The 25,925-nt window shown below is 46.4% G+C and carries 22 protein-coding genes; 11 read left to right on the forward strand and 11 right to left on the reverse strand.

Going from position 1 to position 25,925, the window contains the following annotated elements; all coding sequences use genetic code 11:
- Nucleotides 1–6: 6 nt before the first annotated feature.
- Together QUA99_RS00500 and nadD are read right to left on the reverse strand one after the other, a co-directional pair.
- On the reverse strand, nucleotides 7–1,026 hold the full coding sequence (locus QUA99_RS00500; protein ID WP_333234466.1) for a type I glyceraldehyde-3-phosphate dehydrogenase: 1,020 nt from the start codon (nucleotides 1,024–1,026) through the stop codon (nucleotides 7–9).
- A 190-nt stretch (nucleotides 1,027–1,216) separates the two neighbouring features.
- Complete coding sequence (gene nadD, locus QUA99_RS00505) at nucleotides 1,217–1,933, reverse strand: nicotinate (nicotinamide) nucleotide adenylyltransferase (protein ID WP_333234467.1); 717 nt, start codon at nucleotides 1,931–1,933, stop codon at nucleotides 1,217–1,219.
- A gap of 629 nt (nucleotides 1,934–2,562) precedes the next feature.
- Here nadD and murC point away from each other — a divergent pair.
- From murC to QUA99_RS00525, 4 genes are all read left to right on the forward strand, one after another.
- Entirely contained in the window at nucleotides 2,563–4,116 is a 1,554-nt protein-coding gene (gene murC, locus QUA99_RS00510; protein ID WP_333234468.1) for a UDP-N-acetylmuramate--L-alanine ligase, read from the forward strand.
- Nucleotides 4,117–4,277: 161 nt separating this feature from the next.
- Nucleotides 4,278–5,234: a UDP-N-acetylmuramate dehydrogenase gene (gene murB / locus QUA99_RS00515; RefSeq protein ID WP_333234469.1), complete on the forward strand. Its 957-nt coding sequence runs from the start codon at nucleotides 4,278–4,280 to the stop codon at nucleotides 5,232–5,234.
- Nucleotides 5,235–5,296: 62 nt separating this feature from the next.
- A complete protein-coding gene (locus QUA99_RS00520; protein WP_333234470.1) occupies nucleotides 5,297–5,647 on the forward strand; it encodes a YbaB/EbfC family nucleoid-associated protein in 351 nt (116 codons plus the stop codon).
- A gap of 166 nt (nucleotides 5,648–5,813) precedes the next feature.
- The gene (locus QUA99_RS00525) at nucleotides 5,814–6,305 is read left to right on the forward strand and encodes a low molecular weight protein-tyrosine-phosphatase (RefSeq protein WP_333234471.1); all 492 of its coding nucleotides are present in this window, start codon (nucleotides 5,814–5,816) and stop codon (nucleotides 6,303–6,305) included.
- A gap of 10 nt (nucleotides 6,306–6,315) precedes the next feature.
- Here QUA99_RS00525 and QUA99_RS00530 read toward each other — a convergent pair whose 3' ends face one another.
- Both QUA99_RS00530 and QUA99_RS00535 read right to left on the reverse strand, forming a co-directional pair.
- The gene (locus QUA99_RS00530) at nucleotides 6,316–7,056 is read right to left on the reverse strand and encodes a response regulator transcription factor (RefSeq protein ID WP_333234472.1); all 741 of its coding nucleotides are present in this window, start codon (nucleotides 7,054–7,056) and stop codon (nucleotides 6,316–6,318) included.
- A 565-nt stretch (nucleotides 7,057–7,621) separates the two neighbouring features.
- The gene (locus tag QUA99_RS00535) at nucleotides 7,622–9,244 is read right to left on the reverse strand and encodes a glucose-6-phosphate isomerase (protein WP_333234473.1); all 1,623 of its coding nucleotides are present in this window, start codon (nucleotides 9,242–9,244) and stop codon (nucleotides 7,622–7,624) included.
- A 463-nt stretch (nucleotides 9,245–9,707) separates the two neighbouring features.
- Between QUA99_RS00535 and dusB the strand changes: the two genes are divergently transcribed.
- Both dusB and argF read left to right on the forward strand, forming a co-directional pair.
- On the forward strand, nucleotides 9,708–10,721 hold the full coding sequence (gene dusB / locus QUA99_RS00540) for a tRNA dihydrouridine synthase DusB (protein ID WP_333234474.1): 1,014 nt from the start codon (nucleotides 9,708–9,710) through the stop codon (nucleotides 10,719–10,721).
- 196 nt (nucleotides 10,722–10,917) lie between these two features.
- Complete coding sequence (argF, locus tag QUA99_RS00545) at nucleotides 10,918–11,838, forward strand: ornithine carbamoyltransferase (protein ID WP_333234475.1); 921 nt, start codon at nucleotides 10,918–10,920, stop codon at nucleotides 11,836–11,838.
- A 125-nt stretch (nucleotides 11,839–11,963) separates the two neighbouring features.
- Here argF and QUA99_RS00550 read toward each other — a convergent pair whose 3' ends face one another.
- The 5 genes from QUA99_RS00550 to QUA99_RS00570 all read right to left on the reverse strand — a co-directional run bounded on the left by QUA99_RS00550 (nucleotide 11,964) and on the right by QUA99_RS00570 (nucleotide 16,813).
- The gene (locus QUA99_RS00550) at nucleotides 11,964–12,548 is read right to left on the reverse strand and encodes a Uma2 family endonuclease (RefSeq protein WP_333234476.1); all 585 of its coding nucleotides are present in this window, start codon (nucleotides 12,546–12,548) and stop codon (nucleotides 11,964–11,966) included.
- Between the two features lie 250 nt (nucleotides 12,549–12,798).
- Nucleotides 12,799–14,298, reverse strand: coding sequence for a family 10 glycosylhydrolase (locus tag QUA99_RS00555; protein WP_333234477.1), 1,500 nt, complete (start codon nucleotides 14,296–14,298; stop codon nucleotides 12,799–12,801).
- Between the two features lie 218 nt (nucleotides 14,299–14,516).
- On the reverse strand, nucleotides 14,517–14,666 hold the full coding sequence (locus tag QUA99_RS00560; protein WP_445242185.1) for an alpha-E domain-containing protein: 150 nt from the start codon (nucleotides 14,664–14,666) through the stop codon (nucleotides 14,517–14,519).
- Nucleotides 14,667–14,670: 4 nt separating this feature from the next.
- A complete protein-coding gene (locus tag QUA99_RS00565; RefSeq protein WP_333234478.1) occupies nucleotides 14,671–15,453 on the reverse strand; it encodes a hypothetical protein in 783 nt (260 codons plus the stop codon).
- Nucleotides 15,446–16,813, reverse strand: a complete 1,368-nt coding sequence (locus QUA99_RS00570) for a ParA family protein (RefSeq protein WP_333234479.1) — start codon at nucleotides 16,811–16,813, stop codon at nucleotides 15,446–15,448. Before QUA99_RS00570 ends, QUA99_RS00565 begins: the two co-directional genes overlap by 8 nt.
- A gap of 201 nt (nucleotides 16,814–17,014) precedes the next feature.
- Here QUA99_RS00570 and QUA99_RS00575 point away from each other — a divergent pair, with 201 nt between their 5' ends.
- Both QUA99_RS00575 and QUA99_RS00580 read left to right on the forward strand, forming a co-directional pair.
- Entirely contained in the window at nucleotides 17,015–19,063 is a 2,049-nt protein-coding gene (locus QUA99_RS00575; protein ID WP_333234480.1) for an Eco57I restriction-modification methylase domain-containing protein, read from the forward strand.
- A gap of 134 nt (nucleotides 19,064–19,197) precedes the next feature.
- Nucleotides 19,198–20,562 carry an MFS transporter gene (locus QUA99_RS00580; RefSeq protein WP_333234481.1) on the forward strand — a complete coding sequence of 455 codons (1,365 nt, stop codon included), beginning with the start codon at nucleotides 19,198–19,200 and terminating at the stop codon, nucleotides 20,560–20,562.
- A 208-nt stretch (nucleotides 20,563–20,770) separates the two neighbouring features.
- Here QUA99_RS00580 and QUA99_RS00585 read toward each other — a convergent pair whose 3' ends face one another.
- Nucleotides 20,771–22,126 (reverse strand): calcium-binding protein, encoded by a 1,356-nt coding sequence (locus QUA99_RS00585; RefSeq protein WP_333234482.1) that lies wholly within the window; start codon nucleotides 22,124–22,126, stop codon nucleotides 20,771–20,773.
- A gap of 215 nt (nucleotides 22,127–22,341) precedes the next feature.
- Nucleotides 22,342–23,703, reverse strand: a complete 1,362-nt coding sequence (locus QUA99_RS00590) for a calcium-binding protein (RefSeq protein WP_333234483.1) — start codon at nucleotides 23,701–23,703, stop codon at nucleotides 22,342–22,344.
- Between the two features lie 136 nt (nucleotides 23,704–23,839).
- Between QUA99_RS00590 and QUA99_RS00595 the strand changes: the two genes are divergently transcribed.
- The 3 genes from QUA99_RS00595 to QUA99_RS00605 all read left to right on the forward strand — a co-directional run bounded on the left by QUA99_RS00595 (nucleotide 23,840) and on the right by QUA99_RS00605 (nucleotide 25,885).
- Complete coding sequence (locus QUA99_RS00595) at nucleotides 23,840–24,043, forward strand: hypothetical protein (RefSeq protein ID WP_333234484.1); 204 nt, start codon at nucleotides 23,840–23,842, stop codon at nucleotides 24,041–24,043.
- 4 nt (nucleotides 24,044–24,047) lie between these two features.
- Nucleotides 24,048–24,587 carry a GNAT family N-acetyltransferase gene (locus QUA99_RS00600; protein WP_333234485.1) on the forward strand — a complete coding sequence of 180 codons (540 nt, stop codon included), beginning with the start codon at nucleotides 24,048–24,050 and terminating at the stop codon, nucleotides 24,585–24,587.
- 551 nt (nucleotides 24,588–25,138) lie between these two features.
- Complete coding sequence (locus QUA99_RS00605) at nucleotides 25,139–25,885, forward strand: HEAT repeat domain-containing protein (RefSeq protein ID WP_333234486.1); 747 nt, start codon at nucleotides 25,139–25,141, stop codon at nucleotides 25,883–25,885.
- Nucleotides 25,886–25,925 lie beyond the last annotated feature (40 nt).

Raw genomic sequence — 25,925 nt, forward strand, 5'->3', positions numbered from 1 at the left:
CGGGTACTAGGCTTCCCACTTTTCGGCGACCAATTCAGCCAAGTCAACCACCCGCTGACTGTAGCCCCACTCATTGTCGTACCAAGCCAAAACCTTCACCATGTCGCCATCCATCACCAGCGTTAAGCTGGAATCCAGAATCGAAGAAGCATCACTTCCGCGATAGTCGCATGAAACTAAAGGCAAATCGTTGTACTCCAAAATCCCTTTCATGGAGCCTTCGGCTGCTTCTTTGAAAACTTGATTTACCTGCTCGGTAAAAGTCTTTTTCTCTACCTGAGCCACAAAATCAACTACCGACACATTGGGAGTCGGCACGCGCATGGCAATACCGTTTAACTTGCCCTTCAATTCAGGAATCACCAAAGCCACAGCTTGGGCTGCTCCGGTAGAAGTCGGCACAATATTCATTGCTGCCGCCCGGGCCCGCCGCAAATCGCGGTGGCTGGCATCCAGCAAGCGCTGGTCGCCAGTATAGCTGTGGGTAGTGGTCATCATGCCTTTGACGATGCCAAAATTTTCGTGCAGCACTTTCAGTACAGGAGCCAGACAGTTAGTAGTACAGCTAGCATTGCTGATGACTGTGTAGTCACTGTGCTTGTAGTTGTGGTGGTTGACTCCCATCACGTAAGTGCCAACTTCAGAACCCTTGCCGGGAGCGGTAATTAGCACTTTTTTAGCGCCGGCTGTGATATGCTTCGATGCACCAGCTTGGTCAACGAAGACGCCGGTCGCTTCAATAATCAGATCAATACCCCAATCTTTCCAAGGCAAGTTTAGCGGGTTGCGATCGCTCACGCATTTAACTGTCTTCCCATTTAGGGTAATGGAATTTTCATCCGCACTGATGTCCACATTCTTCAACGTTCCCATCATGGAATCGTATCTCAGCAAGTGAGCATTACTTCTGGGATCGGAAGTGTCATTAATAGCTACCAACTCTAGCTGGCTGTTTTCTCTGCCCAACCAGCAGCGCGCAAAACTGCGTCCAATACGTCCAAAACCATTGATCGCGACTCTAATCACCTTGTACCTCCTAATGATGGCAGCCTCTAGCTCAGGCTTAAATTTTGGAAAAATTTAAGAATTGACTTATGAGACAAGATCATATCGCAAAGGTCGATCCTTTCTAACTTTTTGTGTTTATCAAAAAAGCTTGAACTTTTCTAGAAGGCAGAAATTGCAAGGCAGGAGGCATTGGGCTTTCTGCCGCTGGTTACTGGTAAAGCTGATGGGCTGCAATATAAGTCCCGACAACTTCCGGGACTAAGTAGCGGAGGTCGATCCTTTCGGCGCAGCAGCGGCGGATGTGGCTCGACGAAATCTGGATCGCGGCCATGGAAAGCACCTCCCAGCGAATTTCCACGTCCAAAAGAGCCATTTGTTCGGCAACTCGCCGGCCCACAGCATTTGCCTGAACCTGCATCCTGTCCCCCCCGGAATCGAGGGGTTTTCCACCCGGACAATCTCCCCACTCCGACACTCCCTCAATCTCCCCGCTTTCTGCTGTCACTCGATCTCCGTGAGTCGGACGCGGGGCCACCAACCAGTCGCACAACCCGGCAATTTCCATGCACCGGTGCCATTTGGGGAGAGTAAGGAGTGCGTCGCTACCAATAATCCAGTACCAGCGATGATCGCCGGGGTACAATTTTTGCAAATACAGCAGGGTGTCGATCGCAAAAGAACTGTCCGAGGGATTTGCCGACCGCGGCGAAAGTACGAAGTCTGGGCGATGGGCGATCGCCAGAGCGAGCATTTCCCGCCGCTGCTCAAAACTTGCCAAATCCGGACGGCACTTGTGAGGAGGAGAGCTATCGGGTACCCAAATAACTCGATCGAGATTAAATTGACTCACAGCCGTCTCGGCCACCAACACGTGACCCCAGTGAACCGGGTCAAAAGTCCCCCCCAAAATCGCTATTTTCGCCATATTTCCCAAAAATCAGGATTAGTAGAGACATCGCCCAAATTTTATGTTTGTACCCTTTTACCCGTAAGCTCTATCGCTTTTCGACTTATTCGACTAACTGCATAACTTGGTATATATACAATTAAGTGAGAATACATACTATTTGTAGTTGCTGTAGTTGAGTGGCGATCGTGTCAATCTCTGACTTTCAAGAAAAAATGACCGTACAACTAGATAAATGACTACAAAATGAGCGAAATTTTGTTGTTCGTGGTAGTGTTTGTAAATCCTTATGGGTTTTACCCTCAATCTTGGTAAAAAGGTTGTGGGGCTTTTGCTGCCGTATCCCAGCACAGCAGGCGGATAGAAATAGAAAGAATGCAGGAGTATGTAACCGCCCAAAATTCGTCTGTTGGCCCAGACCCCAGACCCCATTCTCTCTGACCTGCAATTTTCGAGCTGTGACTGTTCCGGAAAACTACTCGGTACTAAGTCATATAGGATACAAGACAAACATCTCTACAAGTCCCGCAAATCTAGGGACGCGCAGAGAATTTTGTACAAAATCTCTAGCGAACTGTATCCTGAAAAAACAATTCTTGATATGATATCGCGTGTTATTGGCGTGGTGTGGTGTGTGAGGAGCGAAGATGCCGAGTTCTGTTGATTTCAACGGTAGACCATTTCATTTCATCGGCATTGGTGGGATTGGGATGTCAGCCCTTGCCTACATTCTAGCTAAACGCAAGTTGCCTGTGTACGGCTCGGACATTAAATCGAGTCACATAACCGAGCGCTTGCAAGGAATGGGAGCTCACATTTTTTGGCGTCAAGACGCCAGCAATTTTGAATTATTTCAAACTGCCCTCAACGGTAGTAGTCCCGACCGGGGGGCGCTTGGGGCCGTATCCTCGGCAGTCGCCGGCACGGTAGGGACTTCCGTGGCGACAGCCGAAGATCCCAAATTGCACGGCAACGGTTCAAGCGCCCAAGCAATTCCAGGATTGCCTCAAGTAGTATGTTCGACGGCAATTAACCCGGAAAATGCCGAATATCGAGCTGCTTTAGATTTGGGCTGTCCGATTTTTCATCGATCGGATGTGTTGGCAGCGTTAATTCAAGATTACCAAAGCATAGCCGTAGCTGGGACTCACGGCAAAACTACTACTAGCAGCTTAATCGGTTTCATGCTGATGGCTGCGGGTCTAGACCCGACGATTGTGGTAGGAGGCGAGGTAAATGCTTGGGAAGGCAATGCCCGTTTGGGGGAAGGGCCCTACTTAGTTGCCGAGGCTGATGAATCCGACGGTTCTCTCGTCAAGCTAGTAGCCAAAATTGGCATAGTGACGAATGTGGAACTGGATCATCCAGACCATTACGATACCCTCGACCAGGTAATAGACACATTTAAGGTGTTTGCCCAAAACTGTCAAACCTTGGTGGGCTGCATTGACGACCAAATCGTCAAAGATTGCCTTCAGCCTAATGTCAGCTACAGCTTGCAGCAAAACAGCGGTGCTGACTATACGGCTTCAGGCGTGGAATACGGATCCGAAAGCACCAAGGCCGGCATTTGGGAGCGAGGAGCTTTCCTCGGGGAAATGGAGTTGAAGTTGCTAGGCAAACACAATCTCAGCAATGCACTAGCTGCGGTAGCAGTGGGTCGATTGTTGGGGTTAGAGTTTTCGGCGATTGCCAAAGCGATTGCTGGCTTTGAAGGAGCACGCCGCCGTTTTGAGGTGCGGGGTTTTCACAATGACATCCTGTTTGTGGACGACTACGCTCACCATCCTAGCGAAATTCGTGTCACCTTGGCGGCGGCTCGCTTGCGCATCGAAGGTAGCGAAAAAAATACCAAATCCCGAAGAGTGGTTGCGATTTTTCAACCCCACCGTTACAGCCGGACTCTGACATTTTTGCCAGAATTTGCTCAATCTTTTGGGGATGCTGATTTGGTTGTGGCTTGCGATATTTATAGTGCTGGAGAACCGAATTTAGGAGAAATTAGCGGGCTGCAGGTTGCTGATTTGATTGCTAAAGAAGGTCGAAAGGTTGAGTTTGGGCATTCCCTGGAGTCGGTAAGTAAGTTTTTAACCGAAAATCTGCAACCGGGTGATTTGGCTCTGTTTTTGGGTGCTGGTAATCTGAATCAGATTATTCCAGAGGTTATGGCTTTTTATCAACAAGCCGATCGCCCGAATTAGCTCGATCGCACGCCCAAAAGAGTTGAGCCACAGCCAGGGCGGTGCAGGTTATCAGGTTATACCGACACTGCTGAAAGGCTCGCTCACAGGGGTGGCATAAGTTAGGTAAATGAATTTTCAACCACGTCTTCTCTTCGCAGGTATTTTTAAGGATTTTCAAGATGGTGACTATCTCGAATGACTCCTCTGTTAAGGACAATCGGCGAGTTTATTCTCCTATTGCTTTGCGGGGAACTGATTGCAAGATTAACTCTCAAGTTTCGCTGGCGGGCCTGACTTCGTTCCGAGTCGGCGGCCCGGCTGAGTGGTACGTTGCTCCCCGCAGTATGGAGGCTTTGCAAGCGAGTTTTGCCTGGGCGCACGACGAAGGGGTGCCGGTGACTCTGCTGGGTGCGGGTTCTAATTTGTTGGTGAGCGATCGGGGTTTGTCCGGTTTGGTCGTCGGCACTCGCTACCTGAAACAGGTGAATTTTAATCCAGAAACAGGTCAACTTACAGCCGGGGCGGGGGAGTCAATTCCCCGCCTCGCTTGGTTGGCGGCTAAACGGGGCTGGAAAGGTCTAGAATGGGCAGTCGGCATACCGGGCACCGTGGGAGGGGCTGTGGTGATGAATGCAGGCGCTCACAGAGGCTGTACGGCTGATATTTTGGTCAACGCTCGCGTCCTATCCCCTGGCGGCAAGGTGGAAATTCTGACTCCCCAAGAGTTGGAGTACCGCTACCGGACTTCGGTGCTGCAAGGGGGCGATCGGCTGGTAACAGAAGCGACTTTCCAGTTGCAGCCGGGATTTGACCGATCGCAAGTAATGGCAGAAACTAATGACCATTTCAGCCAGCGGCGGACAACTCAACCTTATCACTTACCGAGCTGTGGCTCAGTCTTCCGCAACCCGGGCCCGAAGACGGCAGGTTGGTTCATCGAACAAGCGGGACTCAAGGGATACCAGATCGGCGGGGCGCAAGTAGCTCAGCGCCATGCTAATTTTATTCTTAACTGCGGGTCGGCAACGGCCAATGATATTTTTCAAGTGATCCGCCACGTTCAACAGCAAGTCGAGCAGCGGTGGTCGCTGTTGTTAGAGCCAGAAGTTAGAATACTGGGAGAGTTTCCCTTCTAGGGCATTATTAAAGTAATAAGGAAACGGCAGACTGCCAGCCCACACACCATCACAAAGTAGCTATGACAAAATCAGGACAAGGATTTGGCTTCGGCCTGGGCAAAATGAAAGAACTGACTGAAGCTTTCAAAAAAGCTCAGCAGGTTCAAGAAGGAGCTAAAAAGCTCCAAGAAGAGTTGGATCAAATGGAAATTGAGGGAACTGCCGGCGGCGGCTTGGTCAAGGTTTTTCTCAGCGGCAACCAAGAACCCCGCCGCGTGGAAATCTCGCCGGATGCCCTCGGTGAAGGTGCTGATGTGGTTTCTGAACTCGTCACGGTGGCGATGCAGGATGCTTACGCTAAGTCTACGATGACGATGCGGGAGAAAATGGAAGAACTCACCGGCGGACTGAATCTCCCCGGTTTCGGTTAGTCATCAGTCATCAGTCATTAGTTATTAGCTATCTGTATTTAAAAATGGCTCTATAGCTAATGACTGATTGATTTCTCTGAAGCAGGAAACTTTGGGAAAAAGGAGAAAGGAAAAATTTTCTTTCTTCCTTTCGCTGACCAATTACTCATAATCAATTACTAATTTAATGTCTTATAAATTATTATTTGTCTGCCTCGGAAATATCTGCCGATCGCCCTCAGCAGAAAATATTATGAATCACTTAATTGAACAAGCTGGTTTGAGCGATCGCATTACCTGCGATTCGGCCGGAACAGCTAGCTATCACATTGGCAGTCCCCCTGACAGGCGGATGGCATTGGCGGCGCGGAAGCGAGACATTGAATTGTTAGGCGAAGCCCGCCAATTTACCAGGAAAGATTTTGAAAATTTTGATTTGATTCTGGCTATGGATCGGGACAATTATCGCAATATTCTTGCTCTGGATGCTACGGGAAAGTATAAAGATAAAGTGCGGCTGATGTGCGATTTTTGCCAGAAATACGACCTTAAAGAAGTGCCAGATCCTTACTACGGCGGTCCGGAGGGATTCGATCGAGTAATTGATTTGCTGCACGATGCTCAAGCGGGTTTGTTGGAGTACGTTATCAATCAGGAAAATTTAACAATTACCAATTAACAGTTACCAATTACCAATTACCGACTAAATGGTGTTCCATCGCAAAGCGAACGAGTTCTGCTCGGTTGTTGCTGTCGGTTTTTCTGAACAAGCTGCTGACGTGCTTTTCGACAGTTCGATGACTCAGGTTGAGCCGGGACCCTATTTGAATATTAGAAAGACCTTCTGTCAGCAAATCTAGCACTTCTCGCTCTCGCTGAGTCAAACTCGGAGCATTTTGGCTTGGAGATGCCCGTGAAGCGGAGCTATCCCGTAGGGAATCGCCTGTCTTTGACTTTTGAGTTGAAAAATCCGCTTCTGGCTTGCCATTGGCTCTGCTGCGTGCCTCTGTTGGCGTCGGTTCGGGTTCCGGGGAACGAGAGGGTGCCTGAGCGATAAGAGCATAGCGATCGAGCAAAGAGCGAATAACCGCCCCCAATTCCTGGAGTTCAAAAGGTTTAGCCAGATAATTGTCGCACCCCATCTGATAGCCGCGAATCCGTTCCTGCGTGCTCGTGCGTTCCGTCAAAAAAATTACCGGCAGCAAACGGAAAGAGGGACGTGTCCGAACTCGCCGCACGAATTCGTAGCCATCCATCTCAGGCATTGTAATGTCGGTAACAATCAAGTGAGGCTGAAATTCATCTACCAAACCTAAAGCTTGTTTGCCGTTCTCAGCAGCGATTACAGAGTAGCCGGTAATTTCTAGATAATCGGTAATTGACAAGCGAGTCGCGAAATCGTCGTCAGCAACCAGAATCGTTAATGGCATGGGGGAATTAAAAATTAAACATTAAAAGTGACTAATTTCACTTTTAATGTTTAATTCTACTGTTTAATTCTCTTGTTGACACTCCCCTGGCTGAAGCCGAGGGGATTCTTAATTCAGCGACTGACCTTAAAATGTTCTGTCCTTACGGCAATACTTAAACCTTTCAACCGTGGGGATACCACCAATTGACGAGCCTAATTCAGAAGCATCCCAGCGGGTCTATCTCCAAAAGCGTACTAGGATATTTCCCGCTTTGTTTGGGTATGCCCTACCCTACTTAACAATTCCCAGTGAAAAAGTTTATTTGCTGGATTGAAACCTACATTTTCGGTTTCGACTGTTTATAGTGTTTTCGCCGCACTTTGTCCCCCAGTTTATGCCTAAAAGTGTGTCTCATGTCCTGTTTCACTTCGGGCAAGGGAGTTTAACCCTGACTGTTTCAGTTTACCATACTGTCCCGTTTTGTCCAAAGCTTTTTAAGGAAGTTTTTTGAATTAAAAAGATTGGATTTTGGGTTCATGACTGAGGTAAAGAGAACAGGCAGGATTTATCCTGCAACGCCCTTTCATCCCCGGACTGAAGTCACGGGGTTTTCAGGGTATTCCTTATAAGTTGCAGTTAAAGTAGCCGGTTGCCCTAATTTGCCCTCCAAAGCTACGCCGCGCCCGTTGGCTGCCAAATGCCGCAGAGTTTTGTAAATTGTCTCGATTTGCTCTGGTTTTCCGGCTTTTTTGGCTATTTCTGCTACCGACAGAGGTTTTTGGGCGTCTTTGAGCACTTGCAGTACCCGTTGCTGCAAGTCCAATACAGCAGCGGCTGCTTTTTTGCCTGCTTCAACCCCTGGCTGGTGATAGGCATTGACATTCACCAAGGAACCGTAAAAACCTACGGCTCTTTCGTAGAGGGCGATTAATGCTCCTACTGTCTCCGGGTTGACTTGGGGAATTGTGACAGTAATGGAATCTCGGTGATTTTCGTACAAAGCTTGTCGAGTTCCCTGCAACAAACCCGACAAATAATCTCCTGAAGTGACGCCGGTTTCTACTTCTGGGGAAATGCCTTGCCTGTCTTGCAAAACTTCGATAAATGTTAGGAAGAAATTCGGCACGCCGTCTCGCAGTTGCTGGACGTAGGCGTGCTGGTCGGTGGTGCCTTTGTTGCCGTAAACTGCGATTCCTTGATGAACTGTGTTGCCGTCTAAATCTTCCTGTTTGCCGATCGATTCCATGACTAATTGCTGCAAGTAGCGGCTGAACAATAGCAGTGAATCTTTATACGGCAAAACTACCATATCTTTCTCGCCACGTCCGTTGCAAGCAAAATACCAGGACATTGCTAACAAGGCGGCGGGATTATGTTTGATTTCGGTGGTTCTGGTAGCTTCGTCCATGACTTTAGCGCCGTCGAGCATCGCCCGAATGTCGATGCCTTGCAAAGCTGCTGGCAAAAGTCCGACTGCTGACAATTCGGAAGTGCGTCCTCCCACCCAATCTGCCATGGGAAAAGTGGTAATCCAGCCTTCGGATTTGGCTAATTTGTCTAGTTGGCTGTCAACTCCGGTGATGGCAACTGCCTGTTTGGCGAAGTCTAGTTTTTCGGCGGCGAAGGCTTTTTGAACTTCGATCATGCCGTTGCGGGGTTCGGGGGTGCCGCCGGATTTGGAGATAGTAATTACTAGGGTGCTGGCGAGTTTGTCTTTGATTTTGTTAAGGATGCGATCGATCCCAGCCGGATCTGTGTTGTCGATAAAATGTATTGCTAGGGGCGGAATGTCTGGGGATAAAGCTTCGGCGACAAATTGGGGGCCGAGGGCGGAACCGCCGATGCCGATCGAAATTATGTCGGTAAATTGCGGAGCAAAGGGCGGTTTAATATCGCGGTTTTGAACTTTCTTGACAAATGCTTCGACTTGTGCTATGCCTTCGACTATTTCTTGTTTTAATTCTGGAGTGGGAGCTAAATCAGGGTTTCGCAGCCAGTAGTGGCCCACCATACGGTGTTCGTCGGGATTGGCGATCGCACCTGCTTCCAAAGCTGCCATGTCTTTGAAAGCTTTGTCAAATTTGGGTTTCATTGTGGCGACGAAAGCGTCGTCGAATCCCATACGGCTGATATCGAGGTAAAGTCCCAATCCCTCGTGATAGTAAAGCCAGTCTTGATAGCGTTGCCAGAGTGCTGCGGCGTCCATAGGAATTCTCTACAATTTTTTTAATGTTCGATCGGCGTCGTCAGGAATCCACCAATTGTAGTTTAAAACGATCTGATGTACGGCTTTTGCAGAATCCCAATAAATTTCAGCATTAATCGTCTGAAGGCAGCCGAAGCTGAAGGCAGGCAGAGCATTCGGCAGAATTAAACAGTAAAAATATGACTTGGGCAACACTCTTAGTAGGTAGATCCCCCATTAATGGCCGCACCCCGTAGATAGATCGAAGCGGCACAGAGATTTAAGTGTAGTCGGGGTTGGGCTTGGGGTTCGGGTTTAAAAATATTCAAATGCGCGCGATCGGGATGTGTAAAATAAGCATTGCGGTCAGGTTAAATATACTTTTAGGTGTCACTCAATTATCGGCTAAAAATATAGTTAACAACTGTCAACTATCTGAAGTGTAGTATAATATACAGATATTAGAATTAAAGTGCGATTCACTATGCTTGCTCTATCTCCAGAATTAAAAGAAAGGTTAGCAACTCCGCTCAAAATCGGCGATTTTGAAGTTAAAAGTCGCGTCCTGCAATCGCCCTTATCCGGCGTTACCGATTTGGTATTTCGCCGCCTGGTGCGCCGCTACGCGCCGGATTCGATGATGTACACGGAAATGGTGAACGCTACGGGTTTGCACTACGTGAAGCAACTGCCGAGAATTATGGAAGTTGACCCGAACGAGCGCCCGATTAGCATTCAATTGTTTGACTGCCGGCCGGATTTCTTGGCAGAAGCGGCCCAGAAAGCAGTGGCAGAAGGAGCCGATACTGTTGATATTAATATGGGCTGTCCGGTTAACAAAATTACTAAAAACGGCGGCGGTTCTTCCCTGCTGCGAGATCCGGAAACTGCCGAGGCAATTGTGCGGGCTGTTGTGGAAGCGGTAGATGTTCCTGTAACTGTTAAAACTAGGATTGGTTGGACTGACAAAGAAATTAATATTTTGGAATTTGCGAAGCGGATGGAAGATGCGGGAGCAAAAATGATTACCGTGCACGGCCGCACTCGATCGCAAGGTTACACCGGCCCGGCAAAATGGGAGTGGATTCGCCGAGTGAAAGAAGTTTTATCGATTCCTGTTATTGCTAACGGGGATATTTTTTCAGTGGAAGCAGCGATGCGATGTCTGGAAGAAACAGGCGCTGATGGAGTGATGTGTTCGCGGGGAACTTTGGGCTATCCTTTTTTGGTGGGAGAAGTTGATTATTTCTTGAAAACTGGTGTGGAAAAGATACCTCCGACACCAATTGAACGTCTCGAATGTGCTAAAGAACATTTGCGGGCTTTGTGGGAATATAAAGGTGAAAGCGGTGTCTGCCAAGCGCGCAAGCACTTAACCTGGTATGCTAAGGGTTTCCCCGGCGCTGGGGAATTGCGGGGCGTGTTGGCTGTGGTAGAAACGGTTGAACAAGGTTGCGATTCGATCGATCGCGCGATCGAGCAATTGCCCGCAAGTTGAAATAAACTTAGATATTGCACCATTGTTAATAAGCCTTTCACGGGCGGGCTCTCCTGCCCACCCCACAATAAAATCTAATCTTTGTGGAACAGGCATCTTGCCTGTTCTTGAGAATGGTGCAAGCTAAAATAAACAAAACCCACCTCTGGGGGCTAAGATTTAAGACAAAGTTAAAAATTTGTGTGTGGGGGAAAGCATGGATTCCTTAAAAGGGCGAGATTTATTAAGTCTGGCAGATTTAAGCATTGACGAATTAAATTATTTGCTAGATCTAGCAGCCAGTTTAAAATCGGGAATGGTCAAGCTGAAACGCAATAAAGTTCTCGGCTTGTTATTTTCCAAAGCTTCAACGCGAACGCGGGTAAGTTTTACAGTAGCAATGTATAAATTGGGAGGGCAAGTGATTGACCTCAATCCCAACGTTACACAAGTCAGCCGCGGCGAACCTTTGGTAGATACAGCCAGGGTTTTAGACAGATATTTAGACATTTTGGCGATTCGGACTTTCGAGCAAAAGGATTTAGTTACTTTTGCTAACTATGCGAAAATTCCTGTGATTAATGCACTGACAGATGACGAACACCCATGTCAAGTCCTGGCGGATTTAATGACAGTAAAAGAGTGTTTTGGCAAGTTGAAAGGGGTGACTTTGACTTATTTGGGCGATGGCAATAATATGGCTAATTCGCTGATGTTGGGCTGTGCAATGACGGGAATGAATGTCAGAATTGCTTGCCCTCAAGATTTCCAGCCGAATGCTGAGATAGTGGAAAAAGCTAAGAATATTGCTAATGGAAAAACAGAAGTTACTGTGACGGCGGATTCAGAAGCTGCTGTGAAGAATGCTCAAGTGATTTATACTGATGTTTGGGCGAGTATGGGACAGGAAGAGGAAGCAAAAATCAGGATTCCTTTGTTTGAACCCTATCAGGTAAATGAACAATTGCTGAAGTTAGCAGATAAGAATGCAATTGTATTGCACTGTTTGCCGGCACACCGGGATGAAGAGATTACCGATGCAGTGATTGAAGGCAGTCAATCGCGCGTTTGGGATCAGGCAGAAAATCGGATGCACGCTCAGCAAGCTTTGCTCGCAAGCATTCTGGAAAGCGATTAGGAAGTAGCTAAAAATTAATCTTTCAAGCGGTTTTTAAGAGTCCCTTTAGGGCGGGCTAGGAGCAACGGCCCACAAGAAATTTAATTTTTGTGGAACGGGCATCTTGCCCGTTCTTAATGGGGTTTTCAATTTGATATAATTGGTGGCAACATTTCTTGAATAGCGATATTACAAGCGGGAAATTCCAGCAGTGAAATGCTCGCAGTTTCCCCAAGAATTACTTCGCTTTGATACCCATTTTCAGTAGGTTCTCGAAAAACGTGGAGTTGTCGCTCATTCACATTTAATACCCAATAATCGGCAATTCCAGATCGCGCATAAGCTTTGGCTTTAATTTCGCGATCGTAAGCCAAGCTGCTGTCTGCCACTTCGATAATTAGATATATTTCTGAAGGAGTCGGATGGTGAGTTGCATAGTCTAACGGATCGATGATTACTAAAGCTATATCAGGTTCGGGTTCGGAATTGTCATCAAGGGCGATCGGATCTTGCATTCGTACCCACGCCAGATTCGCAAAAAGGCTTTGCAGCAATCTATCTGTACGGCCTAAAGCGGAGGTGTGAGCAGTTCCTTTTGCACTCATTTTTATGATATTTCCTGAAAGTAATTCGACTCGTTCCTCTGGGTGAAAAAATCCCATCTCTCCCAGTTTGTGATACTCTTTAACTGTCCATTTACGGAGCGTGAAAGGGGCTTCTGTTGTTAGCATAGCTTCAAAAAAAAATCACAATTTGATGTAGTAGGATAATTAGATTATATATCGGGTAAGGCGGGCAGTGAATTATATCAACTCCGGTAGCATCGGAATTAATATTACTAACAGTCAGGACACGGCGCCGTGCCGTGTCCCTACAATTTATCGGGTAGGGAAACGGCACGGCGCCGTGTCCTCTCGGTATCATTCCGATGCTACTTTCGGTTTAAGTTAACACCTATGGTGGGCATTGCCATCCTACTGATTAAGATGCTCCGAGATTAATTTTTGTTACTTCACCGGCGACAACATTAACTGTTTGTTGAATTTGACTTCCGTCAACTTTCAACTGATAAGTTCCCGGAGAAAGCTCGATCGCCCCAAACCATCCTTTACCATCCGCGCGCAGTTGACGCACCTGGCCTGCAGCATCGATCGACTGCAATGTCAAGCTGGCACCGTCGCAAGTTTGAGCGCACCGCTGCAAATTTCCGGCGATCGCACCTGTAGTCGGCCGCGACTTCCAAGGCATATCGGGAACCGCTGCTGCTGTCGCCCACACAGGCTGAGTTTCATAGGTTTTGCCCGTCGCAGCATCAACGTATTGACTCGGCACAGAAAGCGCGGTGTAAAACAAATCGTTGCTTTGGGGAACGTATTTCCAAGGCTGGCGGGGCAGATCGCCGCTACCGCCCGATCGCAGTTCCACATTCGTGTACACGTTGCTGCTAGCGTAGGAATAGAGTACCGTACCTGCGACGTGATTTCCTTTCGCAGAGGGCTGTTCGGCGCGGCGAACCTGCGCTAGGGTGTCTTCGATGTAGTTGAGGTAATTGCCGGGGCCGATCGCAATTTGGCGGTTGTACTGGTGGTCTTTGGCGAACTCGATCCAGCGATCGTAAGCGAGTTTTTGCGATCGTTTGTACTCGCGCTGGTAAGTCATCGGCATCGCCATGTCTAAGATCCCTTCTTCCAGCCAAGCGCGCCAATCCTGCAATACTTCTTTGTAAGGCTGCGTTTGATACCACCCTGCATCGTTTTGCGGGCCGTCTCCCCAGGCGATCGTGGCGGCGGTAATTTTAACCCGCGGTTTAATCGCAAGGCTTTCTACATAAAGCTTCCGCACTAAATTTGTCACCTGATCGCGCCGCCACTGCATCCAGGCGGGATCGGTGGGTGCGGGTTTGCCCGATCGACCTGTTTGCTGATTGAAACGGGCGATCGCAGTCGGATTGTAGCCCCAAGTCGGTCCGCCGTAGCGCACGTAATCCAACTGTACGCCGTCCACATCGTAGCGCGTCAGCAAGTCCAAATAGACGGAAACAGTATAATCTACGGCGTCTGGATGGCCGGGATCGAGGAAACCGGGTGATTCCCCCCCGTAAGTCAGCATTGCCCAATTGTCATTTCCTGGGGCCGAAGGCCCGTGTTGTTGCCAAACGTGACCGGCGGGAAGTTTGGCGCCCGAAACCACCGGCAGCGTCACCATCCAAGCGTGTACTTCAATGCCTGCGGCGTGGGCTTTGTCAATCAAATCTTGCAGGGGATCGAAACCGGGGGGAACGTTGGGATCGAGGGTGCGGGGTTCGATCGCACTCGTGTAAAAAGCATCGCCGCGGCGGCGGACTTGGGCGACGATGGCGTTGGCATTTGCCCGCTGCGCGTCTGCGATCAATTTTGTGACTTCTTGAGGAGTTTTGAAGCCGGGGTTGAAGGCGTCCACCCAGAAGGCGCGAAATTCAGCGGTTTGGGTTTGCGGGGGCATAGTTGCGTTAGCGAAGCCCTCGAAGAGGATCGCGCGGGATGGGAAGTTGGAGAACCAACCAGGAGTCAGCAGAAAACTAATTGTTAAGCCGATCAGGAACCCGCTTGACAAAAAGAATGTTTTGGTATTTCGCATCAGAAGTGTGTGAGAGAGCGTTTAACAGTCCTTTACGGACTTTTGGTTTGAGCGTCCGCTTGACATTTTCGCACAAGGGTACATTAATTGGGCAGATCTGTAAATAGTTGAGTAATACCGCTGGGAGAGTGGAGAATGAGATTAAAATTTACCTGGGCAAAATGGGCGATATTTTCCGATCTTTCAATATAGCGGTTGAGCCAGTAAATTGAATCCGCTACACCACTTAACATAGTTTTACAGGCTAAATAGGGTTTTAATAATTTTCATTTTGGCTGTATCAATGCCGCATTCAAGTTTGGAAATTGGACTGAGGGTTTTCCACTTGCCTTTATTCGCGGTGAAGATAGCTTCGGCTGTTTTTTCGGCATCAATATTTTCAAAGCCTCCTATTTTATTAGTGGATAAGTAATTGAGGCGATCGAAAATCTCATCTCTTGATGCACGTTTCACGCTGACTGCTTCAGGCGGTGGCGGCGGTGGCGGTGGTGGCGATATAGTAAATACTTTTGCAATACAATCCAATCTCGGCTTAGTTAAACCACATTGTAGCTTAGTCAGAGGGATAAAATCTGACCATTGCTCGCGGTTAGATTGTACAATTTTATTAGCCGTTTCAACTGGTTTTACATTATTCCAATTATGCTCTTTAACTAAGTATTTAAGTACAGCTATAATAGTATCTTTTGAGGCTGTACTCAGATTGACTTTGGGATTGGTTTCTCGCGCTAGAATCTTCGCTTGTTCAATATTTGATGGTTTTGGGTCAATGACAATACACCATACTAAATCTAATTTGGCTTGTTGAGCTACAGCATAGACAAAGTGATTGCTCACAACTTGATACTGATAGTCGCCTGTTTCTTTAACGATAATCGGAATCCAATTGCGATTACCTGCTTGCAATACGGCTTCGGCGGCTCCGGCAATGATAAACTCTGACTCAGAGCATGGTTCGGCTGACTCAATTTTAGCTAACTCCAAGTGCATTAACTTACCGATGTTCTCAGAATTACTCATACAAAAAATACTCCTTCGCTAATTTTAAGTAATATTCAGCGGCTTTTTTGTGTTGATAAACCGCTGGTTTTCTAGAAAAAGCGGCAGTTGAAACAACTTCATATTCTGGAACACTGAATATAGTTGTGTCAATCACCGGTTTTGTAGATTTAGGCCAATAATATGGTAACAAATTAAAATCGAAAATATAATTATCTCCTTTTTGAAGTGTAATAATTGCTTTTATTTCTGCATTTGCTCTTTTGATTGAAGCCTCTGTTTCTTTATGTTTATTGAAAAATATCGGCAAGGCAATAGGGCCACCGTCTTGCCTAAGCTTCTTAACTTCAGGTAAGAATACTTTAATCACTTTAGCAGCATTTTTTAAAGATGAAAAGTTATTGTGTTCTGTTGGCATGAGGATTACATCGGAAGCTATCACACAGCTTTTACTAAAAAAAGTCCAGTTCGTAGGTGCATCAATTAAGATGTAATCATAATTACTAACAAAAATCTCAAGCAAATCTCGCAGCCTTGCTGAACCTTTCTCAATTTTTGCTTCATACTCATAACTCATGAACTTCGATAATCCTGAATCAGATGGGATGACATCAAACACCTTAACTAATTGACCTGCTTTATTCTTCAGATTAAATGCTTGAATAGTTTCTTTAACATTAAGTGCTGTCTTACCCAGGCAATCAGATAGTTTGACTTTTCCCTCCTGTAAGCCTAATGAATCTGTTAAATCTCCTTGTTGTGGATCGAAGTCAACAACAAGCACTTTTTTCTGCTGTTGTCGAAGAATCGCAGCCAAGTTGATTGTCGTTGTAGTTTTTCCCACACCTCCCTTATCATTATAGATGCAAATTGTTAAAGCTTTGGGTGGGTTTTCCAGCAAGTTCTTAATTTTAGTAATAATTTTAATAATATTATCTTTGGTTATCCTCATGCAGTCAGTAGCAGGCAATACGATTTTACCATGTTTGCGGAATAGCTGGATATCTGTTGAGTTAGTGATCATACCCCATTGAGATGTTTGGCACTTAGGAGCAAGAAGATAACCTGTTATCTGTTCTTTAGCTTTTTTGTACGCGGGAGTACCTTCTGCTAAGTTAATGATGGCATTTCCTGATACTCTCCCTTTAACTTCAATGATTAAGTCTGGCTTAATCTTAGCCACTGAAAATTTATCATCATCGTGATTCTTGCGAGCAGCAAAATCAGCAGTACCCTTCCCTGTTTTAAACTGTTGTACCCACTCATCAGATGTGAATCCAAGTGCATTTAGAAGGCGTTTGACAAATCGATCTTCGACTTCTGGCTCTTCTGCATTCTCTGAAATACTATCTAAAACTTCATTCCAGTTGACAGTTGTCATAACTTAGACCTAGATACTTAAGTAAAATCATAACGCTTGGTTTCAGTTTGTGTCATCGTTAGCTACCTCCCGATCTAGCTATATGAACACTCAACATACTTTTGGATAAGTTATATATTTTCGAGTGCGCTTGACATTTTCGCACCGAGGTGCAATTTTGGGCGAAAATACAGTGAACTCGCGATCGCACTTTTTGAACAAATGATACTACCGCACTTTCAAACCCTAGCCCTTCCGGCTGCAAGCAATTTACTCGATCGAGTAGATAGCTGGCGCCAAGAAGCAACCCGAAAGTTGCAGCAAAGCCAGAGAGGAGAAAAAGGACAATTTTTAACACCTTCCTCCGTCGCAAGTTTGATGGCGAGAATGTTTGAATTTAACTGTCCCGATATATCGCTTTTAGATGCCGGTGCAGGAATTGGTTCCCTGTTAGCAGCCGTTGTTTGCGAACTTTGCCAGCGCCCAAACAAACCGCACAGCCTGCACGTTACAGCTTATGAAATAGACCTTATTTTGATTGAATACCTCAAGCAAACCTTAGAATTGTGCAGTATAGAATGTCAGCGTTTTGGGATATCTTTTACCTGTGAGGTTCGCGAAATTGATTTTATTCAAGACAGCGCCGATATGTTGCAGCCCAATCTATTTACACAACAAGCAAAACGGGAATTTACCCATGCAATTATCAATCCTCCCTATGCCAAAATAGACGCTAAATCCCAAGCCCGAACCTTGCTGCGTTCTATAGGACTAGAAACCAGCAATCTCTACGCTGGATTTACAGTTGCGGCCGCTCACCTGCTCCAACCAAACGGTGAATTAGTATCGATTACTCCCCGCAGCTTTTGCAACGGTTTATACTTTCGAGATTTCCGCAAAGTATTCCTTCAAATGATGGCTTTACGCCAAGTACACATCTTTGAATCCCGACAGTTGCCATTTCGCGACGATGCGGTGCTGCAAGAAACTATTATTGTGCGCGCCACCAAACAAATAGAACAGCCAGATACTGTACTAATTACCTCAAGCAGCAGCGCGGGCGACGACCTGGTTTTGTCTCACCAACAGCCCTATACCTCCCTAATTAATCCCAATGATTCCGAGCAATTTATTCGGATTTTACCGGATTCAGTCAGCCAGAAAGTAGTCGAGCAAATGGCTCAATTTACTTGCACGCTAGAGGAATTAGGCTTAACAGTTTCCACCGGAAAAGTTGTAGATTTTCGTGTTCGCTCTGACTTGCGGCTAAAACCAGAGAACGGTACAGTTCCGCTGATTTATCCCGCACACTTCTCGGGTGGCGGTGTTGAATATCCCACAGCAACGAGAAAGCATCAAGCTTTAGCTGTCACGGAAAAAACTGCTGCACTCCTCGTACCTAACGAACATTATGTTTTGAGCAAGCGCTTCTCGTCAAAGGAAGAGAAAAAGCGAATTGTTGCCGTTGTCTGGGATGCCAATAAAATTAATAGTTCTCGCGTTGGTTTTGAGAACCATTTGAATTACTTTCACCAACAGGGACGCGGGTTAGACCTCACCCTGGCGCGGGGATTGGCCGTTTATCTAAATTCGAGTTTGGTAGATGCGTTTTTCCGACTGTTCAACGGACACACTCAAGTTAATGCTACGGATTTACGCAATTTGAAGTATCCTACTGTAGAGCAATTACTTTTACTTGGCGCTCAAATAGGAGAAATATTGCCTACACAACGGGAGATTGATCGACTTGTCGAGACACAACTGCTTAAGGCGACCAATCCGTTAGAAAATAGCCCCCTGACAATCAAGAACCGTATTGATGAATCTCTAGAAATACTTGCAGCACTGGGTTTTCCAAAATGTCAGCTTAACGAACGTTCAGCCTTAACCCTTCTGGCTTTGCTTGACCTCAAGCCAAAGGAAGCTTGGGAATCGGCAAAATCTCCACTTCGGGGAATCACACCAATTATGGAATTTATGGAGGAGGAGTACAGTAAAAAGTATGCGCCAAATACGCGGGAAACTGTGCGCCGCCCGACTGTGCATCAGTTTCTAGATACAGGTTTAATTGTTGTTAATCCTGACAGTCCCGAACGTCCGGTGAATAGTCCAAAAACTGCATATCAGATAGAAGAAAGTGCTTTGGAACTGCTGCGAACTTATGACACTTCTGACTGGGAAAAGAATGTTCGCGCTTACCTCGTTCATTTTAAGGAAGAAAAATTATTGCAGGCTTATTCCAAAAATGAAAATATTTGTGAGCCAGGATGATGCTAAAATACACTCTTTATATGGCTGCCGCTGGCATCGGAATGACATATACTGTGATGCAAGCGGTTTAGTTGACCGGAATTGTCGATCGCACTCAGTAAATTAGATAAGTAACTCGCCAAAATATCTGTGTAATGGAAAAAAAGCAAAACGCTGGATTGTGGGTATCAGTATTGTATTTCGCTCAAGGTCTCCCTTACACCGTCGTTAATTTAATGTCGGTGATTTTTTTGAAAGGTATGGGAACCAGCAACGAGCTCATCGGCTTGACAAGTCTTTTGTCTTTTCCCTGGGTATTAAAAGGTTTGTGGGGGCCAGTTGTTGATTTGTATTCCACCAAACGCAAATGGATTTTAACAACCGAAATCATTTGTGCTTTTCTGTTTGCTTTCCTAGCTTTTGGCGTATTAACGCCGGCACCGATTATTATATCGCTTGTTATCTTTACGGCGATCGCCTTTGTGTCAGCTACTCACGACATCGCCATTGACGGATTTTATTTAAACACTCTCAATAAAGACCAGCAAGCCTTGTTTGTCGGGGTTCGCAACACGGCTTATAGAGGTGCTGTCATTGCCGGTAGCGGTGTATTGGTGTTCTTAGCAGGTAAACTGGCCGAACAGCATTTAGTGACTGGAAATACAGGTGACACCAAAATATATCAAAACATTCCGCTGTCACTTTTCGGTTCGGATTTTAGCGTGTCTGCGCTTAACTACGGATGGGCGACAGCCTTTGGCATTTGTGCGATTATGTTTGTGCTGATATATCTCTTTCAGCGGTGGTATCTTCCCTATCCTCGAAATTACGATCTGGAATCCGACACCCCTCAACAAACAACCAGCTTTATCGAAGCATTCAAAACCTATTTTAAGCAAGATAAAATAGGTTGGATTGTGGCTTATGTCTTGATTTTTCGATTGGGCGATGCCTTGACGTTTAAAATGGCTCCGCCATTTTTGATGGATAAAGTTGAGAAAGGAGGATTAGCAGTTTCTACGTCGGATATGGGCTTATTATCCGGTACTTTAGGGGTAATGTTTCTGTTAATAGGAGGGTTGCTGGGCGGCTATTTAATTGCGAAACAAGGATTGAAAAAATGGATGTGGCCGACGGCAATTCTGCAAAATTCAACTAACGTGCTGTATTGGCTGTTGGCAATCAATCAACCGGGGATTGAATGGGCTTATGTCGTAAATTCGATCGAGCAATTTACTTACGGACTTGGCGTAGCTGCCTATACAGTGTTCTTGATGCGGACTGTCCGCCCTGAATACGAAGCATCTCACTATGCAATTACAACGGCTTTTATGGCCGCAGGAGTTCTGATTCCGGGAGTTTTTAGCGGCTACTTGCAGGCAAGTCTCGGCTATCAAAATTATTTTTTGATGAGCGCGCTGGCTGTGATTCCCGGTATGCTGACCATTTTCTTTCTGCCCCTAGACGATGAGAAAAAATTAGCATCCATGCCCAGACCTGGACTGGACGATTTCGATTAATATCAAGTCCGGTCGCTATAAGTATAAGATCCGGGTGGGGCGGATTTACCAATGTCAGCACTACTTTTTCGAGATTTCGGTGAACCCGCCCCTGCAAGAATATGGATGTTTTTAATCACTAACTGGTATAAACTGTGCGTGCTTTCATAAGATAAAATAAGGACACAACATTGTTGTGTCCCTACCGAATATCTGTATTGCCAGCCAACTAAATCGCAATAAAATCAGTGGCTGTTAGCGGACTACTTAGAATGCCAGGAATACTGGCAAGAACTTCGCCATTACGGGCCAGTTCAATCGTCGTTGAAAAATCTCCTTCAGTAACTCTCACTTGGTTGAAGGTCAAACCTCCGCTCAAACCGATTAAATCTTGACCCTTTTGAAAGTCTATAAGTGTATCTGTACCGCCAACCCCTAACACAAATATGTCGCGTCCAGCGCCACTAATTAAGAGATCTGAACCCGCTCCGCCAATGAGGGTATCGTCCCCGTCTCCCCCGTTCAAATTGTCATCCCCTTTGCCGCCGAATAACTGGTCGTTGCCGGCGCCACCGCTGATAATATCGTTGCCTTTATTGCCGCTGAGAGTGTCGTTTCCGCCGTTGCCAGTGATAATATCGTCGCCTGCAAAACCCGATGCTGTATTGTTGGCATTGTCGCCTACTAAATTATTAATTTGGGAGAGATCGAGAGCAGTTTTCATTGCTGCAATGTTTGCTAAAAAGGAGCTTCCCGGAGCGGTTCTTAATTGTTCTAAACTGCTGCGCGATTCCAGCGATGTTCCCAAGGCAGGCAGTGCAAAGTCTAAGCCAGCTAACAGTTCTAAATAATCTGAATCTGTGAAAGTGAAATCCGGGCGGTTCAACTGGTCTACAGAGATTTCGGCCTGAGTTAAGCCGGGAGGAGGAGCAGTTAACAAACCGCTTTGGCTGTGCTTGTCCAAGACCAGTAGTGGGTTGATAATCGGGTTAGTAAATGTTTGAAGAACTACTTTTCCGGGGAGAAAAGCTTCTCCTCCCAAACTAACAAAATCGCCGCTAACTATGTAATGAGTTACATTTTTTCCGGCACCGGCTTTTTGCTTAAATGAATTGACTGTAGTCTGAGCAACTCCCGGAGAATTGAAGGTGACAACATCTCCGATCGCAGATGTGAATTCAGTGGCGGCTAGTTGCGTTATGGCACCGCCCAAGCTGTGTCCGAGAAGGTCTGGTGGCAAGCGGCTGGGGTTTTTTGCTGTATCTTGACTGATTTGGGTCAGCCAATTTCCTAAAGCTTGTTTGTTGGCTTCAAATTGGTTGAAACCGGTGCCGCGCTTGTCTGTGTTGGCAAGATCGTCTACGGGCGAGTCGGTGCCGCGAAATACCAAAACAGGCGGTTTGTCTGGGGTGGTGGAAATTAAGCCGATCGCGTGAAATCCAGTTCCGGGATCGTCAAAGGTGCGATCGATTTTGTAGCCAGCAGCACTCAAGCCTGTTTGAACTAAAGTTTGAAACTGGGGCTGGTCATCTATGTAAGCAAGTTGCTTGGCTATAGTTTCGTAAGCGGCGGGGGAGGAGGGCATATTTTTTTATTTCCTGTCGTTTGATGGGGAATTAGTTTTTAAGCTACTTAATTAAGTTTACTGTAAACTTCGTTTATTGACCATATTAATTGGTCATTTTTATTGGCTTTTTAGGGGGAAATTGAGTGACATTTTTTAATACAAAAAAATACTCTCGCTACAAAACCTATGCGGGTTTCGCGCCACCAAAAATACAAATTTTGCTTGCCCTAAAGCTATACAAAATCTACCCTAGTAATATCGCTGGCAACTACGCCTCTGAGAGTAGCAAGAATTTCCCCAGTAATCGGGATAGTAATTAACGCTCCGTCAACACCTTGGGTTACTCTAACTTGAGGAAAAGTTAGACCCCGCGACAGTACAATTAAATCTTGACTATCTTGAAAATCTACAATCACATCGGCTCCGCCGCCGGATTCCAATACAAAGCGATCGCGCCCCGCGCCGCCTATTAAAAAATCGCTGCCAAACTCGCCGGAAATCAAATCATTTCCGTCGCCACCGTCCAAATAATCGCTATCTCTGCCGCCGTACAAGAAGTCGTCGCCAGCACCACCGGTGATGCTGTCGTTACCTCGATTGCCTCTGAGAGTATCGTTACCGCGGTTGCCGATAACTGTATCCTCTCCAGGGCCGCCAGTAGCAGTATTGTTGCGATCGTCCCCTGATAAATAATTCGGCTGTAATGGAGCTAAACCGTATTGCATTTGTCTGATTAACTGCACGAAAGAAAATTCTGGTGCTGTTCTCACACTCTCTGCGCCGCCTCTGGTTCTGATAGCTACTGACACATTGGGCAGGGCCAAATTCATCGCAGCGATAAACTCGTTAAAATCTGAGTCGTTGTTATAAGCAAACTCGCGACTGTTTAATTGTTCTACAGAAATTTGCCTCTGCAAAAAACCCACGGGCGGAGTAGTTAACAAATTTTCAGTTCGATGTTTTGCCAAAACAGTTAAGGGATTAATACTCGGATCGGTAAAACTTTGGATAAATACTTTACCCGGAATAAATGCTTCACCAAACAAGCTGACGAAATCTCCGCTGACAATGTAGTGAGTGACATTTTTGTTGCCGACTCTGCCGAGATTTCTCCGAAAACTGGTGAATGTACTCGCTGACACTCCCGGAGAGTTGAAAGTAAAGATATCGCCGGTCAGAGTTGTGTATTCTGTTGCTACAATTTGAGCGACTGCTCCGCCCCAACTGTGTCCGATGACATCGGGCAATAATTTGCTGGGGTTTTTACCAGTATTTTGACCGATTTCTGTGAGCCAATTTTTGATATTATCTTTGTTCTTTTCAAATTCAGGTAAACCAATGTCCCGCGAGTCGGAAAAGATAGCGTCGCCGTCGATAAAATCTGTACCTTTAAATACGAGTGCGGGCGGGTTTTCGGGATTGGAGGAACCGAAGCCGATCGCATAAAAGTTGGTTTCTGGGTCGTCGAATATGCGATCGATATAGTAGCCATTAGTATCTAGGAAGCGCGAAACTTCATTTTGCGCGCTCGGCTTTTGATTCAAAAAAACAATTGATTTAGCCAGAGCTTCATAAACAGCAGGCGAGGCACTCATAATATTATATTTTCTGTTTGTTGGTATTTGCGATCGCTCTCTTCTTGAGCTAATTGTCCAATGGCAGCCATTATAGCTGACAAGATTTGTATGGTACACTTGATAAGATCAACTCAAGAATTAAGTTTTTGCGGTTATGGGTATCATTCGTCAATACATTGCTCCATTAATAGCGGTATTAGTATTTTTCGCGGCTCTGGTAGCAGTCAGCGCTCGCATCTTTTTGCCTGGTGACATGGCTGCCCCGGCACCGATTGAGGAAGCGATCCCCCAAAAACAAGCGACAGCAGTCAATCCAATTTTCTTGGGGCTAAATTATGCCGCTCTCGGTGTCCGCTGAGCTGATGTCTGCTCAACTGATACCGGGTTACTGGCTGCGATCTGGATCGGGACTGGATTCGCGGGCAAAACTGGTAAAGTTTATGCACCGGACTTACCGAGAGCTTTACCCGGATGGGGATTTGGGACATTTGCCTCAAACTGTCGAGCAGTATTTTTCTAACCAGACGCCGGTTTGGTGGGTAGAGTGCCAGAAAAACACCCAGGAAGAGGCAGAAATTTTGCCCGTCCTTCCCTCGCAGTATCTCAATCCCCAATCTCAAGCCCAAAATCTGACATCGGTTGTCGGATGTTTGTGGTTGGGAAATGCGATCGACCAAACCACCGGAGAACGCTACGCTCACATTTTTTTGCTGTACGTAGCACCGGAACATCGCCGTTTAGGAGTCGGTGCAGCTTTAGTTATTCATGCTGAAAATTGGGCGCGGGAAAGGGGCGATCGGCAAATTGGTTTGCAAGTATTTCTGAGCAATCAGCCTGCGGTGAATCTCTATCAAAAATTAGGCTATCAAAGTCATTCCCTCTCAATGCTCAAATCCCTTTGAAATATAAATTATACTGGTTTGGAATCAGGGCTAAAGGGGAGCATCTCAATGAAAGCAGTTAAGCTAGAAATTGGAGTTTTAAGGCAGGAGGCAGGAGGCAGGAGGCAGGAGGAAAGAGGAAGAAGGAAGGAGCCAGAAGAAGTGTTTTTACAAATATGAGATGCTCCCGGCTAAAGTCCTGATTCATCCAAATTATGAGGACTGAAGTCCTCACTACTAACTTAAGTAACAGCAGAGATATTCGCTTGTAGTAAGGATTTTAGTCCTGATTCATCCAAATTATGAGGACTGAAGTCCTCGCTACCAACTTAGGTGACAGCAGAGGTATTTGTTTGTAGTAACTCATATGTTGCACAATTCTCAATTAGCCTTTTATGAACAGGCTTTCCGGCCTGTGAAGCGAGAAAATTTATCTGTTGTGGAACAGGCCGGAAAGCCTGTTGCTGACAATGGTGCAAGATCTTAGTAGTAAGGTACGGCGCGCGCACCCTACAATTATTGACTGCGGACTGAGTTGCTTAGGAGCATCCTCTGTGCGGTAAAGTTTTTTTATGAACAATAACGACTACCCCAACGCGCTTGATACTGACACGGAACTGGAAAGCCCTTTGGATCAATTTGACGAATCCGAACCCCCGCTGCCAGATCCCGAGGAAATGCTGCCTTTGCTGGAATCGCCGGAACCTCAGCACCGGATGATTGCGGCGCGGGCTTTTTGCGAACTGCAGGACGATCGAGCAATTTCGCATTTAATTAATTTGTTGAGAGACGGTTGCCCCTTGGTGCGGGTAAGCGCGGCCTATGCGTTGGGGCGAAATCCGAGTCCCGATGCTGTGGAACCGCTGATTCTTCAGCTTAACCGCGACTGGAACGGTTACGTTCGCAAAGGGGTAGTTTGGGCCCTGGGAAATTGCAGGGACCACCGCGCTTTGCCATCTTTAATTGATGCTTTGAAAACTGATATTTCGGCGGTGCGTTTGTGGGCGGCGAGTTCTCTGGGTCAAATGGCAAAAGTTGGTTACTATGTGGTGATTGCTGCGATTCCGCCGTTGATTGAAGCGCTGCGGCGGGATGCTGTGTCTGCTGTGCGAAGTAATTCCGCTTGGGCGATCGGGCAACTGGCGCGGGAATTGCCGAATAATGTAGTGTACGCTGGGGCGATCGATGCTCTGATTGAAGCTTTAGAAGAAGATGAAGATATGGGCGTGCGGGAAGATGCTAAATCTTCACTTTTGCGAGTGGGCGACCCGCGCGGATTGCAGATAATTGAAGACTTAGAAATGGAAGGAATTTTGTGATATAATTACTATCATTAAATACCTTTACTAATTACTAATT

The organism is Microcoleus sp. F10-B2, assembly GCF_036704965.1.
Classification (GTDB): domain Bacteria; phylum Cyanobacteriota; class Cyanobacteriia; order Cyanobacteriales; family Microcoleaceae; genus Microcoleus.